Source organism: Pseudomonas sp. PIC25, assembly GCF_002286785.1.
Classification (GTDB): Bacteria; Pseudomonadota; Gammaproteobacteria; order Pseudomonadales; family Pseudomonadaceae; genus Pseudomonas_M.
In genome coordinates this window covers 22,085-36,503 of record NZ_MUJY01000057.1, presented here as the reverse complement: position 1 = coordinate 36,503, position 14,419 = coordinate 22,085, and the positions used below count along the sequence as shown (strand labels likewise).

General features: G+C 64.3%; 10 protein-coding genes. 4 read left to right on the top strand and 6 right to left on the bottom strand.

Going from position 1 to position 14,419, the window contains the following annotated elements:
* Positions 1 to 35 precede the first annotated feature (35 nt).
* Positions 36 to 296, top strand: a complete 261-nt coding sequence (locus tag BZL41_RS06260; RefSeq protein WP_095598488.1) for a hypothetical protein — start codon at positions 36 to 38, stop codon at positions 294 to 296.
* A gap of 393 nt (positions 297 to 689) precedes the next feature.
* Here the strand turns inward: BZL41_RS06260 and BZL41_RS06255 are convergent, their stop codons facing one another.
* From BZL41_RS06255 to BZL41_RS06240, 4 genes are read right to left on the bottom strand one after another with little or no spacing between them, the layout of a single operon-like run.
* Positions 690 to 911, bottom strand: a complete 222-nt coding sequence (locus BZL41_RS06255; protein ID WP_084335268.1) for a formate dehydrogenase subunit delta — start codon at positions 909 to 911, stop codon at positions 690 to 692.
* The gene (gene fdhF, locus BZL41_RS06250) at positions 908 to 3,784 is read right to left on the bottom strand and encodes a formate dehydrogenase subunit alpha (protein ID WP_095598487.1); all 2,877 of its coding nucleotides are present in this window, start codon (positions 3,782 to 3,784) and stop codon (positions 908 to 910) included. The genes BZL41_RS06255 and fdhF overlap by 4 nt, the downstream gene beginning before the upstream one ends.
* Complete coding sequence (locus BZL41_RS06245) at positions 3,781 to 5,340, bottom strand: NADH-quinone oxidoreductase subunit NuoF (RefSeq protein WP_095598486.1); 1,560 nt, start codon at positions 5,338 to 5,340, stop codon at positions 3,781 to 3,783. The genes fdhF and BZL41_RS06245 overlap by 4 nt, the downstream gene beginning before the upstream one ends.
* Positions 5,334 to 5,816, bottom strand: a complete 483-nt coding sequence (locus BZL41_RS06240) for a formate dehydrogenase subunit gamma (protein ID WP_095598485.1) — start codon at positions 5,814 to 5,816, stop codon at positions 5,334 to 5,336. Before BZL41_RS06240 ends, BZL41_RS06245 begins: the two co-directional genes overlap by 7 nt.
* Before the next feature lie 390 nt (positions 5,817 to 6,206).
* Between BZL41_RS06240 and BZL41_RS06235 the strand changes: the two genes are divergently transcribed.
* The 3 genes from BZL41_RS06235 to BZL41_RS06225 all read left to right on the top strand — a co-directional run bounded on the left by BZL41_RS06235 (position 6,207) and on the right by BZL41_RS06225 (position 8,556).
* Positions 6,207 to 6,536, top strand: coding sequence for a DUF5629 family protein (locus BZL41_RS06235; RefSeq protein ID WP_095598484.1), 330 nt, complete (start codon positions 6,207 to 6,209; stop codon positions 6,534 to 6,536).
* A 525-nt stretch (positions 6,537 to 7,061) separates the two neighbouring features.
* On the top strand, positions 7,062 to 8,099 hold the full coding sequence (locus BZL41_RS06230; protein WP_095598483.1) for an RNA methyltransferase: 1,038 nt from the start codon (positions 7,062 to 7,064) through the stop codon (positions 8,097 to 8,099).
* Between the two features lie 124 nt (positions 8,100 to 8,223).
* The gene (locus BZL41_RS06225; RefSeq protein WP_095598482.1) at positions 8,224 to 8,556 is read left to right on the top strand and encodes a thioredoxin family protein; all 333 of its coding nucleotides are present in this window, start codon (positions 8,224 to 8,226) and stop codon (positions 8,554 to 8,556) included.
* Between the two features lie 302 nt (positions 8,557 to 8,858).
* Here the strand turns inward: BZL41_RS06225 and glgB are convergent, their stop codons facing one another.
* Positions 8,859 to 11,078, bottom strand: coding sequence for a 1,4-alpha-glucan branching protein GlgB (gene glgB / locus BZL41_RS06220; RefSeq protein ID WP_095598481.1), 2,220 nt, complete (start codon positions 11,076 to 11,078; stop codon positions 8,859 to 8,861).
* Positions 11,075 to 14,419, bottom strand: coding sequence for a maltose alpha-D-glucosyltransferase (gene treS, locus BZL41_RS06215; protein ID WP_095598480.1), 3,345 nt, complete (start codon positions 14,417 to 14,419; stop codon positions 11,075 to 11,077). Before treS ends, glgB begins: the two co-directional genes overlap by 4 nt.

Below are 14,419 nucleotides of genomic sequence, written 5' to 3'. Positions count from 1 at the left end.
ATCATGGAAGGTCGCCCCTGTACTCAGGATGCAACATGAACAACTCCGAAGAGAACTCTCTACTCAACCAACTCTTTGAATTGCCATTCAAAGCCGCCCTTATCCGCTGCCTAGATGAGCAACGTCAGCCGTTGAGCTACGCCAGTGGCTTCACCGCAGAGAAGGCGAAAAATTTTGAAGAGCTGGACTCCTTCCCGAGCAACACATTGCTTACTGTAGGAGACAAACTGTATGTCGTTGGATTCCCTTATGAGTTTAGTGCTCACGGCGCTAACCAGCCACCCCAGTCGTACTAACTCGATTCGTTGCGGCAACTCGAATTGCCGGCCGCCATCAAGAAATTCTTCTAGAAAGCGCTGGAGCGCCAGGAATGTCAGGGTCTGTATTTGTAGAGCGTGGCAAATCAACTTTTGCTAGGCCTCTACACAGGCTTGTTGTATCCCGACCATGTAATACAGAAAAACGAAAAGTACACAGCGCTTGGTACGTGCTCAGACGTGCGCCTGCATTTGTGGGTCGCCTATAGCTAGTTCAGCATCCAGATGAGAGCTGATTCAGGCGGAGATAGGGGGCACGACCCGTAACTGAATGATCCAGCTCAAGTCTAATCATCATTCCAGCGGGCGCCTTGCGGCGCCGCTGTATCCCACCCAACATGACCCTCTTTATTTGCAATCCAATCTGCCTTTCTAAACCTCCCTCCCCACCTCCGCCAACGCTGCCTGCACCAGGGGATGCAGGGAGGCGCCGCCGTGTTCCACTTGCCAGGCCATCAGCTCGATGCGCATGGCGGGGGTCCAGAAGCTTTGCAGGTGTTGGCGTACACCATGCACGGCCTCTGCATTGTCCGGCTCGGAGTCGAAGAACTGGGCGATCTGGTTGGCCATCTTGATCAGGTTTTCGCTGCTCATCTACGTACCTCTGCTTTCTCGGCGCGGCGGCGCTCCTTGAGCAGGCGCCGTTGTTCGTCGCTGAACGCCTGGTAGCGTTTTTGCCATTCGGAAGGTTGGTAGACCCGCGAGACTTCCACTGCCGTGACCTTGTATTCCGGACAGTTGGTGGCCCAGTCGGAGTTGTCCGTGGTGATCACGTTGGCCCCCGATTCAGGGAAGTGGAAGGTGGTGTAGACCACGCCCGGTGCCACCCGCTCGCTGACCTTGGCGCGCAGCACCGTCTGCCCGGCGCGGCTGCCGACGCCGACCCAGTCGCCATCGACGATGCCACGGCTTTCGGCGTCGGTCGGGTGGATTTCCAGGCGGTCTTCCCCGTGCCAGGCGACGTTGTCGGTGCGTCGGGTCTGGGCACCGACGTTGTACTGGCTGAGGATGCGGCCGGTGGTCAGCAGTAGCGGATAGCGGCTATTGACCTTCTCCTCGGTGGGCACGTAGCCGGTGAGCATGAAGCGCCCCTTGCCACGCACGAATTCCTCGATGTGCATGGTCGGTGTGCCGTCCGGCGCGGTGTCGTTGCAAGGCCATTGCAGACTGCCGTGGCGGTCCAATTCGGCGTAGCTGACGCGGGTGAAGGTCGGGGTCAGACGGGCGATCTCGTCCATGATTTCGGACGGATGCTTGTAGTCCATCTTGTAGCCCAGAGCATTGGCCAGGAGTTGGGTCGCTTCCCAGTCGGCCTTGCCGCCCAGCGGCTCCATCACCTTGCGCACGCGGGAAATGCGCCGCTCGGCGTTGGTAAAGGTGCCGTCCTTCTCCAGGAAGGAGCTGCCCGGCAGGAACACATGGGCGAACTTGGCGGTTTCGTTGAGGAAGATGTCCTGCACCACCACGCATTCCATCGCCGACAACGCAGCGGTGACATGCTGGGTGTTGGGGTCGCTCTGGGCGATGTCCTCGCCCTGGCAGTACAGCGCCTTGAAGCTGCCGTCCAGGGCCGCCTCGAACATGTTGGGGATGCGCAGGCCGGGATCGGGCTGCAGGGTCACACCCCAAGCCTGTTCGAACTGGGCGCGCACCGCCTCGTTGGAGACGTGGCGGTAGCCCGGCAATTCATGGGGAAAGGAGCCCATGTCGCAGGAGCCCTGCACATTGTTCTGCCCACGCAGCGGGTTCACCCCTACCCCTTCGCGGCCGATGTTGCCGGTGGCCATGGCGAGGTTGGCGATGGCCATTACCGCGGTGCTGCCCTGGCTGTGCTCGGTCACGCCGAGGCCATAGTAGATCGCCGCATTGCCGCCGGTGGCATACAGGCGCGCGGCGGCGCGGATCTGCGCAGCGGGCACGCCGCAGACCGGGCCGAGGATTTCCGGAGAGTTCTCCGACTTGCTGACGAAATCGCGCCAGCGGGAGAAATCCGCCGCTTCGCAACGGGCGTCGACGAAATCCTGATTGACCAGCCCTTCGGTGACGATCACATGGGCCAAGGCATTGAGCATGGCCACGTTGGTGCCGGGACGCAGCGCCAGGTGCAGCTCGGCGCGGGCGTGAGGCGAATCCACCAGATCGATGCGGCGCGGGTCGATGACGATCAGCCGCGCGCCCTCGCGCAGGCGGCGCTTGAGCTGGGAGCCGAAGACGGGGTGGGCGTCGGTGGGGTTGGCGCCGATCACCAGAATCACGTCGGCCTGCATGATCGAATCGAAGCTCTGGGTGCCGGCCGACTCGCCCAGGGTCTGCTTGAGACCATAGCCGGTGGGCGAGTGGCAGACCCGCGCACAGGTGTCGACGTTGTTGTTGCCGAAGCCCGCACGTACCAGCTTCTGGACCAGGTAGGCTTCTTCGTTGGTGCAACGGCTGGAGGTGATGCCACCGATGGAGTCGCGCCCGTACTTAAGCTGGATGCGGCGGAATTCGCTGGCCGCGTAGCTCACCGCCTCGTCCCAGCTGACTTCCTGCCAGGGGTCGTCGATGTGTTTGCGGATCATCGGCTTGGTGATGCGGTCCGGATGGGTGGCATAGCCCCAGGCGAAACGCCCTTTGACGCAGGCGTGGCCGTGGTTGGCCCGGCCGTTCTTGTCCGGCACCATGCGTACCAGTTGGTCGCCCTTCACCTCGGCGCGGAAGGAACAGCCCACGCCGCAGTAGGCGCAGGTGGTAATGATGCTGCGCTCCGGCTGGCCCTTCTCCACCACGCTCTTCTCCATCAGCGTGGCAGTCGGGCAGGCCTGCACGCAGGCGCCGCAGGACACGCATTCGGAGTCGAGGAAGTTCTCGCCACCGGCCGCCGCCACGCGGGACTCGAAGCCGCGACCGCTGATGGTCAGGGCGAAAGTGCCCTGGGTTTCCTCGCAGGCGCGCACGCAGCGGTTGCAGACGATGCACTTGCTCGGGTCGTAGTCGAAATAGGGGTTGGATACGTCCTTGGCCTCTTCCAGGTGATTGGCACCGTCATAGCCGTAACGCACTTCGCGCAGGCCCACCTGCCCCGCCACTGTCTGCAGTTCGCAGTTGCCGTTGGCCGAACAGGTCAGGCAGTCCAACGGGTGGTCGGAGATGTACAGCTCCATCACGTTGCGCCGCAGGGTGGCGAGCTTGGAGGTCTGGGTGCGCACCACCATGCCCTCGCTCACCGGCGTGGTGCAGGAGGCCGGATAGCCGCGCATGCCGTCGATTTCCACCAGGCACATACGGCAGGAGCCGAAGGCTTCCAGGCTCTCGGTGGCGCAGAGTTTGGGAATGGTGGTGCCGAGCAGTGCGGCGGCGCGCATCACCGAGGTGCCGGCGGGCACGCTGATCTCGCGGCCATCGATGGTCAGGCTGACCTGCACCTCGCTTTCGCGGGCCGGGGTACCGAGGTCGATATCGCTGGCGGGGTCGAAGATGTTGATCATTGGTCGGCCTCCGAAGACTTCAGCCCGAAGTCGGCAGGGAAATGCTTGAGCGCGCTGGTCACCGGGTAGGCAGTCATGCCGCCCAGGGCGCAGAGAGAGCCATAAGTCAGGGTGTCGCAGAGGTCCTTGAGCAGGATCACCTGCTCATCCCGCGTCGCATCGTCGGGCGCCGCCAAGAGGCGATCCACCACTTCGACACCGCGGGTGGAGCCGATGCGGCACGGCGTGCACTTGCCACAGGACTCCTCGGCGCAGAATTGCAGGGCGAAACGCGCCATGCGCGCCATGTCCAGGCTGTCGTCGGCCAGCACCACACCACCGTGGCCAAGCATTGCGCCCATGGCGGCGAACGCCTCGTAGTCCAGCGGAGTATCGAATTGCGACGGCGGCACCCAGGCACCCAGCGGCCCGCCCACCTGGGCGGCCTTGATCGGCCGGCCCGTAGCCGTACCACCGCCATAGTCTTCCACCAGCTCGCGCAGGGTCAGGCCGAAAGCCCGCTCCACCAAGCCACCGTGACGGATGTTGCCAGCCAGTTGAAACGGCATGGTGCCCAACGAGCGGCCCATGCCGAAGTCGCGGTAGAACTGTGCGCCACGGGCCAGGATGATCGGCACCGAAGCCAGGGTGAGCACGTTGTGCACCAGGGTCGGCAGTCCGAACAGCCCTTGCAGGGCCGGTAGCGGCGGCTTGGCGCGTACCGTGCCGCGCTTGCCTTCGAGGGAATCCAGCAGGGAGGTTTCCTCACCGCAGATGTAGGCACCGGCACCGACCCGCACCTCCAGTTCGAAGACACGTCCGCTTCCCGCCACGTCGGCTCCGAGATAGCCGGCCTCGCGGGCGATATCGATGGCCGCGCGCAGGGTTTGCGCCGCCTGCGGGTACTCCGAGCGCACGTAGATGTAGCCCATGCTGGCACCTACCGCGAGGCCGGCGATGGCCATGCCTTCGATCAACAGGAAGGGGTCGCCCTCCATCAACATACGGTCGGCGAACGTGCCGGAATCGCCTTCGTCGGCATTGCACACCACGTACTTCTGCGCAGCCTTGGCCTCGCGCACGGTGCGCCACTTTATCCCGGCCGGGAACGCCGCACCGCCCCGGCCTCGCAGGCCGGAATCCAGCACAGAGGCGACGATTTCCTCGCCGCTCTGGCCGATGGCGCGGGCCAGCCCTTCGAAGCCGCCCAGGTCCCGGTAGTCGTCCAGGGACAGCGGACGGGTAATGCCGGCGCGGGCGAAGATCAGGCGCTGCTGACTCTTGAGATAGGGCAATTCCTCCACCGGCCCCAGTGCCAGCGGATGGGTGCTGGTATCGCCCTGCAAGGCATCCAGCAAGGACGGGACATCCTTGGAAGTGATCGGGCCGAAGCCCAGGCGGCCGTCGGCGCTCTCAAGCTCCACCAGCGGCTCCAGCCAATAGAGGCCACGGGAACTGGTGCGTTTGAGTTCCAGCGGCAGGTTGCGCCGTTCGGCCTCGCGGGCCAGCGCCACGGCCACCTCATCCGCGCCTACTGCGCGGGCAATCGAATCGCCGGGGATGCACAGCGTCAGCATGTCCCATCCTCCAGGCAACGGTTGACCAGCTCACGCAGCCCCTCGGGGGTGAGCCGTGCGTGCAGTTGGCCATCCAGTTCCAGGGCCGGCGAACAGGCGCAGGCACCCAGGCAATAGACCGGCCGCAGGCTGACCTGCCCGTCGGCCGTGGTGCCGTGGTCGTCCAGCCCCAGGTGCTCGCGCAACTGCGCGGCCAATTGCGCGCCGCCCATGCTCTGGCAGGACTCGGCGTGGCAAAGGCGCAAGATATGACGCGCCGGGGGCGTGGTACGGAAGTCGTGGTAGAAGCTGATCACTCCGCGCACTTCGGCCTGGCTGAGGTTGAGGGCATGGGCGATCTCGGGGACGGCGGCATCCGGGATATACCCGACGCCCTCCTGGATGGCATGCAGGATCGGCAACAGGGCACCGGGGGTGTCCTTCTCGCGCTCCAGCACGCTGAGAATCAGGGGCAGGTGAAGTGTCTCGTCAGGCATGCAGCGTTTTCCTCGGCATCACGGACGACGCTGACCCATACCGGCGGCCATCCGGAAATCTTCGGCTGCAGCGTACGCCACGTCACGGCAGCGTGACCTCGCTGGAGCCATCCTTGTGCATCGCCCAGGCCTCTTCGTGCACTGGTACGGAGCATTGGGGCAGCTTGCCATTCCCAGCGCCTGGAAATTGCCCCTGAACGACCCCCCACATCCTGAAACCGACCCTGGACGAAAGGAGCGGAAACCGCGATGCAGACCTGTCGCTATCCGAAAGCGTAGTACCCCGCCGCAAGCACAGTGGAACCCACGCGCAGGACGGCAACGCAACGCTTGTTCCCCCGACGCGAGCCCCTTACCCTCTCGCCTCGACCAGCCAACCCGGATACGCCCATGACAGACGCTCCCCTCTACCTTCTCGACCAACTGGAAACCGCCGACATGCTGGAAATCGACGGCCTGCACGCCTGGCAGTTCAGCCTCAACGAAGACCTGCTGGACCAGACCGATGCCGCCGCGGAAGCCGACCACCCCTTCGCCAGCGGGGAAACCGTACTCACCATCGAAGCCCTTGACGGCCGCGACCGCCGCACGTGGCGCTTCAGCTACAACCAGGTGATGGAAGCCGAGTATCGAGCCGAGGAAGACGTATGGATGCTCGACGAGGGTAAGCATCGGGTGAAGTGTTTGAGTGCTGTTTCTGCCGATGACGAGCCGGAATAAAAAGTTTGGCCCATTAACATTCATATAAAACCGGCTTAACGATTAGATCCCACCTCGCAAGGCCGCCAACAGCCTTTTCAAGCGAAGCATTTTTAAACTTATCCCAAACGAATAAGCCACTTTCACCTCAAGGATTGGCACTATGACAACTCACAACTGGAACGGCCACACGATTGATATCGAGAGCTACGCCAGCCCTCGCCTACTGTGGTTCGGAATTCGTTTTCGGTTGTTATAGATAGTTCAGTTGAGGGCCACGTTGTTTCAGGGCCGGCCATGCTTCGTATTACATGCGGTTTATCGTGTGATGATCGATAACAATGAAGTAGCCAGAGTCTCCAACTGTATATAACCTACGCAATTATGGAGTAACCCTGTTTGCAATGATGAAATGGCTCTTGTGAGCCTTTCCTAGCGACCATGATCAAACTCTAAGCCAGTGCGGCATTGAACCTCGGCCCGCAGACCGGTGGCTCATCTCCCCCGCTACGCGGCAAGCGCAGCCGGTGGTAGCATGCGCCCCCCATGCGCATCCCTGAAATCCAACAACGCCTCGCCGACCTCGGCGCCAATCCCCGGCATGCCGGACGGATCGTCCGTGCCTGGCTGAAGGGGCTGCCCCTCGACAGCGGTCGGCGCCACCAACAGGCGGAGAACTTCCTGCCGCTCAGCGTGCGCGAGGCGCTTCCCGCACTGTCCGAACAACTCGCCGGGCTGGCGCGGTTGCGCTCGGAACATCCGGCCGCCGACGGTTCCGCCCGGCTGCTGGTGGAACTGAACGATGGCCAGATGGTGGAAAGCGTGCTGCTGCCCCGCGACGGGTTGTGCGTCTCGACCCAGGTGGGTTGCGCGGTGGGTTGCGTATTCTGCATGACCGGTAAGAGCGGCCTGCTGCGCCAGGTAAGCAGCGCCGAAATCGTCGCCCAGGTCGCCCTTGCCCGGCGCTTCCGCCCGGTGAAGAAGGTGGTTTTCATGGGCATGGGCGAGCCGGCGCACAACCTGGACAACGTACTGGAAGCCATCGACCTGCTCGGCACCGAGGGCGGCATCGGCCATAAGAACCTGGTGTTCTCCACGGTCGGCGACATGCGCGTGTTCGAGCGCCTGCCGCAGCAGCGGGTCAAACCCGGCCTCGCCCTTTCCCTCCACACCACCGACGCCGCGCTGCGCGAGAAGCTGCTGCCCCGTGCACCGAAAATCGCTCCCGAGGAGCTGGTCGAACTGGGCGAAGCCTATGCCCGTCAGGTCGGCTACCCCATCCAGTACCAGTGGACGCTGCTCAAGGGCATCAACGACAGCCAGGAAGAAATGGACGGCATCCTGCGCCTGCTCAAGGGCAGGTACGCGGTGATGAACCTGATCCCTTACAACAGCCTGGAAATGGACGACTACCAGCGCCCGGACGGCGAGCGCATCGTGCAGATGGTTCGCTACCTGCACAGCCGCGGCGTACTGACCAAGGTACGCAACTCGGCCGGCCAGGATATCGACGGCGGCTGCGGCCAACTGCGGGCCCGCGCGGTGGATATCGTCAATACGCGGCGGTTGCGAAAACCTGCCTGAGGGCCGTCATACGTCCGCCGGGCGATGAATTCGCCCCCACAGGGTGGACGTGGTGTCGGGGACGGGAACACACCTCTTTGGACAGCTTCTAACAAGGTGTGTCTCCGCTTTTCGAGATCGCCCCATGAACATGAGCAGAATTTATCCCGCGACCGAACCGACGCGCGCCGAAGTGGAAGCCCTGGAAGAACCGACCGTCCTGGAGTTCGGCGCTTCCTGGTGTGGGCACTGCCAGGCGGCGCAACCCCTCCTCGCCAAGGCTTTCGCCCGGCACCCGGAAATCCGCCATATCAAGATCGAAGACGGCAAGGGCCGCCCGCTGGGGCGGTCGTTCCGGGTGACGCTGTGGCCCACGCTGATCTTCCTCGATCAGGGCAAGGAAGTGGCCCGGCTGGTCCGGCCGACCGACTCGAGCGCCATCGAACGCGCCCTGGCCCGGATCAGCCTGGCGGCGTGAGGCGGCGCATTCTGTGGGAGCGAATTCGTTCGCGATGGGCCCAGCCCTCTATCTCGGATGAATTCGCCCTCACAGGCTGAGCCGCATGGCCCCGTTTTTGTAGGAGCCAGCTCTGCTGGCGATTCGTGCGTTCGGCGATACTCCGCTTCGCGAGCGGGGTTCGCTCCTACGAATCAAGCCCGGCGACTGCCCGTTGGGGCGAATTTATTCGCCCGATGGAGGTTGGTTTGGGGGAATGAATTCGCCCCTACAGGAGCCGGCGCTTCGCCAGCAAAGCTGGCTCCTGCAGGTTCATGCCTCGATCATCCGCCCACCGGCGTCGGTCGCAGGATGAGCACCCCCAGCGGCGGCAGGTTCAATGACAGGGAAACCGACTCGCCGTGGCTTTCGATGGTATCGGTCAGCACGCCGCCGGCATTGCCGACGTTGGAGCCGGCGTAGCATTCGGCGTCGCTGTTGAGCACTTCCATCCAGTGCCCCGCCAGCGGCACGCCGATCCTATAGCCATGCCGCACCACCGGGGTAAAGTTGGCCACCACCAATAGCGGATGCCCGGTGGAACTCCAGCGCAGCCAGGCATAGACGCTGTTGGCGCGGTCGTCGCCGATCAGCCACTGGAAGCCATCGGGTTCGCAATCGCGCTCGTACAGCGCCGGTTCCTGGTTGTAGAGCCGGTTGAGGTCGCGCAGCAGGCGTTGCACACCCTGGTGCTCGCCATAGTTGAGCAGGTACCAGTCCAGTTCGGTGTCGTGGTTCCACTCGCGCCACTGGCCGAACTCGCAGCCCATGAACAGCAGCTTCTTGCCCGGCTGGGTCCACATGAAGCTCAGGTAGGCGCGCAGGTTGGCGAACTTCTGCCAGCGGTCGCCGGGCATCTTGTCCAGCAGCGAGCGTTTACCGTGCACCACTTCGTCGTGGGAAATCGGCAGAATGAAGCGCTCGGAAAACGCATAGATCAGCCCGAAGGTCATCTTGTCGTGGTGATAGGAACGGTGCACCGGGTCTTCGGCCATGTACTTCAGGGTGTCGTGCATCCAACCCATGTTCCATTTGTAGGAGAAGCCAAGCCCGCCCTCCTGGGTCGCCTGAGTCACGCCCGGCCAGGCGGTGGACTCCTCGGCGATCACCAAAGCGCCGGGGGTTTCCAGGGCTACCACGTCGTTCAGGTGACGGAGGAACTCGATGGCCTCCAGGTTCTCGCGCCCGCCGTAGCGGTTCGGTATCCACTCGCCTTCCTTGCGCGAATAGTCGCGATAGAGCATCGAGGCCACCGCATCCACCCGTAACCCATCGATGTGGAACTGCCGCAGCCAGTGCAAAGCCGAGGCAATCATGAAGCCATGCACCTCGGTGCGGCCAAGGTTATAGATGTAGGTGTCCCAGTCTTGATGGAAGCCCTCGAACGGGTGCTCGTATTCGTACAGTGCGGTGCCGTCGAAACGCGCCAGGCCGTGTTCGTCGGTGGGAAAGTGCGCGGGTACCCAGTCGAGGATCACGCCGATGCCGGCCACGTGACAGGCGTCGATGAAGGCGGCGAAGTCCTGCGGCGTTCCGTAGCGGCCGCTGGGGGCGAACATCGAGAGCGGCTGGTAGCCCCAGGAGCCACCGAACGGGTGCTCCATGATCGGCAGCAGCTCGATATGGCTGAAGCCCATGTCGATGACGTAGGGGATCAGCCGCTCCGCCAGCTCTCGCCAGTTGTAGAGCTCCCCGCTCTCACGGCGCCAGGAGCCGGCATGCAGCTCGTAGATGGAGATCGGCGCATTGGCCGCCTGGCGTGAGGCGCGTTGCTGCATCCAGGCCTGATCGTTCCAGGCGAAATCCAGCGGCTGCGCCACCACCGACGAGGTGCCGGGCGGCGCTTCGGTGGCCAGGGCGACCGGGTCGGCCTTCAGTGGCAGCAGGCCGTTGGGGCCGAGGATTTCATACTGATAGGGCTCGCCCGGCCCCAGGCGCGGGATGAACAGCTCCCACACGCCCGCCGGATAGCGCAGGCGCATGGGGTGCCGGCGGCCGTCCCAACTGTTGAAATGGCCAACCACCGACACGCGCCGGGCATTCGGCGCCCAGACGGCGAAACGCACGCCCTCCACGCCTTCGATGGTCATCGGCTGGGCCCCCAGGCAGTGGCCCAGGTCACGGTGATTGCCCTCGGCGAACAGATAGAGATCCATCTCGCCGAGCAACGGCCCGAAGCTGTAGGGGTCCTCGGCCTCGTGGTCGCCACCGGCCCAGCGGACACGCAGGCGATACGGCCGGGCCTCCGGCAAACGACCGACGAACAGGCCCGGCGCCTGCACCGGCTCCAATTCGGCCAGGGTTTCCCCGTTGTCACGGGCGATGGCAGTGACCCCCAGTGCCCCCGGCTGATAAGTGCGCACCACCAGCCCATCGCGTACCGAATGGGGGCCGAGCACGGCAAAAGGATCAGCCTGGGTGGCGCTGACCAGCGCATCCACCAGGGCCGTGGGAATCAGCAGCGCCTCGTCCTGCCGGGCGGACTGCGCGAGGCGGTCGATCATGGGTTACCTCCAGCGATGAGCTTATCGGCCAGGGCCGCGAGGCCCTGCAGGGATATGGACAACCAGGCCGGCCGGTTGGCGGCCTCGTAAGCGATTTCGTAGGCGGCCTTCTCCAACGTGAAGAGATCCAGGGCCGCTTGTTCGCCGCGCTCGTCGCGCCAGCGGTGCGGGATGCCTCCGGCGGCCTGGCGATAGGCCTCGAGGAAGGCCTCGCGGGTGGTGCTGCGGTAAGTCGCGGCGGTCTGGCTGCGCGCGAGGTTGGCCTCTTCCGAACTGTCGGCGCTCTGCGCGCGGCGCATGGCCATGGCGGCGGCATACTCGATGGAGCGCAGGATGCCGGCAACGTCCTTGTAGGGGCTGTGCTTCGCCCGACGCTCGTCCAGGGAACGCGCGGGCTCGCCTTCGAAGTCGATGAGGTAGGCATCGCCCTGCACCACCAGGACCTGGCCCAGATGCAGGTCACCGTGCACACGCATGCGCAAACCGCCGATCGCCCGCTGCGCCAGGCCATCGATGGCCCGCAGCAAGGCATCGCCCTCGCCGATCAATTGCTCGACGATGACCCCGTCCTCGGCACGCAGACTGTCACGCCGCGCGGCAAGAATCTCCAGGGCCCCGCTCAGTTGCCGGCCGATCGCCTCGCTCCAGCCCCTGGCATCCGCCTCGTCGCTGACCTTCACGGCAAAGGCCGGATCATCGTTGGCCTGCGCCAGCAGGCTGTGCATCTCGCCCAGGCGCTGGCCGAGCATACGGGCGAAGTTTTCCAGCTCCACCATGGCGCTGAACTGGTTTTCCACTTCGGAAATACCGCCGGTAATGGTGTCGCGGATCGCCCGCTCCAGGGTGTCCTGGGTCCATTCCCAGGCATCGCCCTGGTTGTTCAGGTAGCGCTGCACGATGATCAGCGCATGGGGCGTGCCGTCGGCGGAAACCCTGCGGACCTCGCCGAGCAGCGGCGCGATGTGAGCGAAACCGTGCTCGGTGAGGTAGCGTCCCATCTCCGCCTCGGGATGGACGCCGCCGATGACCCGGCGAATCAGCTTCATCACCAGGGCATCGCCGACCACCACCGAGCTGTTCGACTGCTCGGCGGTGAGGTAGCGCGACTCGGCGTCCGCCGGCAGCTCCAGGCCGGCGAGCAACGACGTGGGCAGGAACTGCAACTCGCCATCCAGGCAGGCGATGCGCCGCTCTTCACGCAGCGCCTTGAGCACCTCGCCGATGAAGCCGTTGAGGGTGAAGGCATCGGTGATCAGCCCCACCTGACGCACCCGGCGCAGACGAGCCATGGCCAACTGCTGGGGCAAGGCGCCGACCTGATCGTCCTCGCCGAACGTGCCGAACGGCAGCAGGTAGCGCTCGGTCCCCTTAGCGTTCTCGACCTCCACCTCGGCTAGCAGGCACGGCTGCGAACCGGTGCAGAACGGCACGCCATAGGCGATCCGGGCACGCTCGATCTTCTCATCCTTGGCGGCGTACCAGCGGCGCTTCGGCAGGTAGGCAGGCAAGGCGTCCTGCTCGAGAATGCGCCGCGCCGGGCCGTCCAGCAGCTCGCTCATGTCGCGCTTGATCACCACCGTGTTGAAGTCCGGCATCGGCTCCGGCGCCTCGGCATGCCAGGCCGGCATCTGCGCCTGCGGCGCGAGCAGGAACCAGTAGAAGCCATAGGGCGGCAGGGTCAGCAGGTAGGTGAGCTGGCCAATCGGCGGGAAAGCGCTGCCACCGACCATCTCCACCGGCACCATACCGGCGAACAGCGAGAGGTCCAGCTCCACCGCCTGCGCCGAGCGCGAAACGTTGGCCACGCAGAGGATGGTCTCGTTGCTGCCGTCGGGCCCGGTGAATTCGCGCAGGTAAGCGAGGATGCGCCGGTTGGCCGGATACAGCAGCTTCAACGTGCCACGGCCAAAGGCCTTCTGGTGCTTGCGGATCGACAACATCCGCCGCGTCCAGTTGAGCAGCGAATGCGGGTCGCGCAGCTGGGCCTCCACGTTGATGGTCTGGAAGCCATACAGCGGGTCCATGATCGGCGGCAGCACCAGGCTCGCCGGGTCGGCGCGGGAGAAACCGCCGTTGCGGTCGATGCTCCACTGCATCGGCGTACGCACGCCGTCGCGGTCGCCGAGGAAGATGTTGTCGCCCATGCCGATTTCGTCGCCGTAGTAGATCACCGGCGTGCCCGGCATCGACAGCAGCAGGCTGTTGAGCAGCTCGATGCGGCGGCGGTCGCGCTCCATCAGCGGCGCCAGGCGCCGACGGATGCCCAGGTTGATCCGGGCGCGGCGGTCGGCGGCGTAGTAGTTCCAGAGGTAGTCGCGCTCCTTGTCGGTGACCATCTCCAGGGTCAGCTCATCGTGGTTGCGCAGGAAGATCGCCCACTGGCAGTTGGCCGGGATGTCCGGCGTCTGGCGCAGGATGTCGGTGACCGGGAAGCGGTCCTCCTGGGCGATGGCCATGTACATCCGCGGCATCAGCGGGAAGTGGAAGGCCATGTGGCATTCGTCGCCACCACCGCCCTCCTTGCCGCCAAAATACAGCTGGGTGTCTTCCGGCCACTGGTTGGCTTCGGCCAGCAGCATGCGATCCGGGTAGTTGGCGTCGATCTCGGCGCGGATCTTCTTCAGGACCTCATGGGTCTCCGGCAGGTTTTCGTTGTTGGTGCCTTCACGCTCCACCAGGTAGGGAATGGCATCCAGGCGCAGGCCGTCGACACCGAGGTCCAGCCAGTAGCGCATGATGCTGAGCACGGCGCGCAACACCTGCGGGTTATCGAAGTTCAGGTCCGGCTGGTGCGAGTAGAAGCGGTGCCAGAAGTACTGGCCGGCGACCGGGTCCCAGGTCCAATTGGACTTCTCGGTATCGAGGAAGATGATCCGGGTTTCCGGGTATTTCTGGTCGCTGTCCGACCACACGTAGAAGTTGCGCGCCGACGACCCCGGCTTGGCCTTGCGCGCCCGCTGGAACCATGGGTGCTGGTCCGAGGTGTGGTTGATGACCAGCTCGGTAATCACGCGCAGCCCGCGCTTGTGCGCCTCGGCGATGAAGCGCTTGGCATCGGCCATGCTGCCGTAGTCCGGGTGAATGCCCCGGTACTCGGCGATATCGTAGCCATCGTCGCGGCGTGGCGACGGGTAGAACGGCAGGAGCCAGATGGTATTGACGCCAAGTTGGGCGATGTAGTCGAGCTTGTCGATCAGGCCGGGGAAGTCGCCGATCCCGTCGTTGTTGGAATCGAAGTACGACTTCACATGCACCTGGTAGATGATCGCGTCCTTGTACCACAGCGGATCGTCGATAAAGGCAGCCGGTTTGCGGGCGCGGGCTTTCTTCGCTTGAGCCAT

What these genes read in the sequence shown, in the direction of transcription:
- BZL41_RS06260 (WP_095598488.1), top strand. Translation starts at nt 36, where the DNA reads ATGAACAACTCCGAAGAGAACTCTCTACTCAACCAACTCTTTGAATTG.
- BZL41_RS06255 (WP_084335268.1), bottom strand. Translation starts at nt 911, where the DNA reads ATGAGCAGCGAAAACCTGATCAAGATGGCCAACCAGATCGCCCAGTTC.
- fdhF (WP_095598487.1), bottom strand. Translation starts at nt 3,784, where the DNA reads ATGATCAACATCTTCGACCCCGCCAGCGATATCGACCTCGGTACCCCG.
- BZL41_RS06245 (WP_095598486.1), bottom strand. Translation starts at nt 5,340, where the DNA reads ATGCTGACGCTGTGCATCCCCGGCGATTCGATTGCCCGCGCAGTAGGC.
- BZL41_RS06240 (WP_095598485.1), bottom strand. Translation starts at nt 5,816, where the DNA reads ATGCCTGACGAGACACTTCACCTGCCCCTGATTCTCAGCGTGCTGGAG.
- BZL41_RS06235 (WP_095598484.1), top strand. Translation starts at nt 6,207, where the DNA reads ATGACAGACGCTCCCCTCTACCTTCTCGACCAACTGGAAACCGCCGAC.
- BZL41_RS06230 (WP_095598483.1), top strand. Translation starts at nt 7,062, where the DNA reads ATGCGCATCCCTGAAATCCAACAACGCCTCGCCGACCTCGGCGCCAAT.
- BZL41_RS06225 (WP_095598482.1), top strand. Translation starts at nt 8,224, where the DNA reads ATGAACATGAGCAGAATTTATCCCGCGACCGAACCGACGCGCGCCGAA.
- glgB (WP_095598481.1), bottom strand. Translation starts at nt 11,078, where the DNA reads ATGATCGACCGCCTCGCGCAGTCCGCCCGGCAGGACGAGGCGCTGCTG.
- treS (WP_095598480.1), bottom strand. Translation starts at nt 14,419, where the DNA reads ATGGCTCAAGCGAAGAAAGCCCGCGCCCGCAAACCGGCTGCCTTTATC.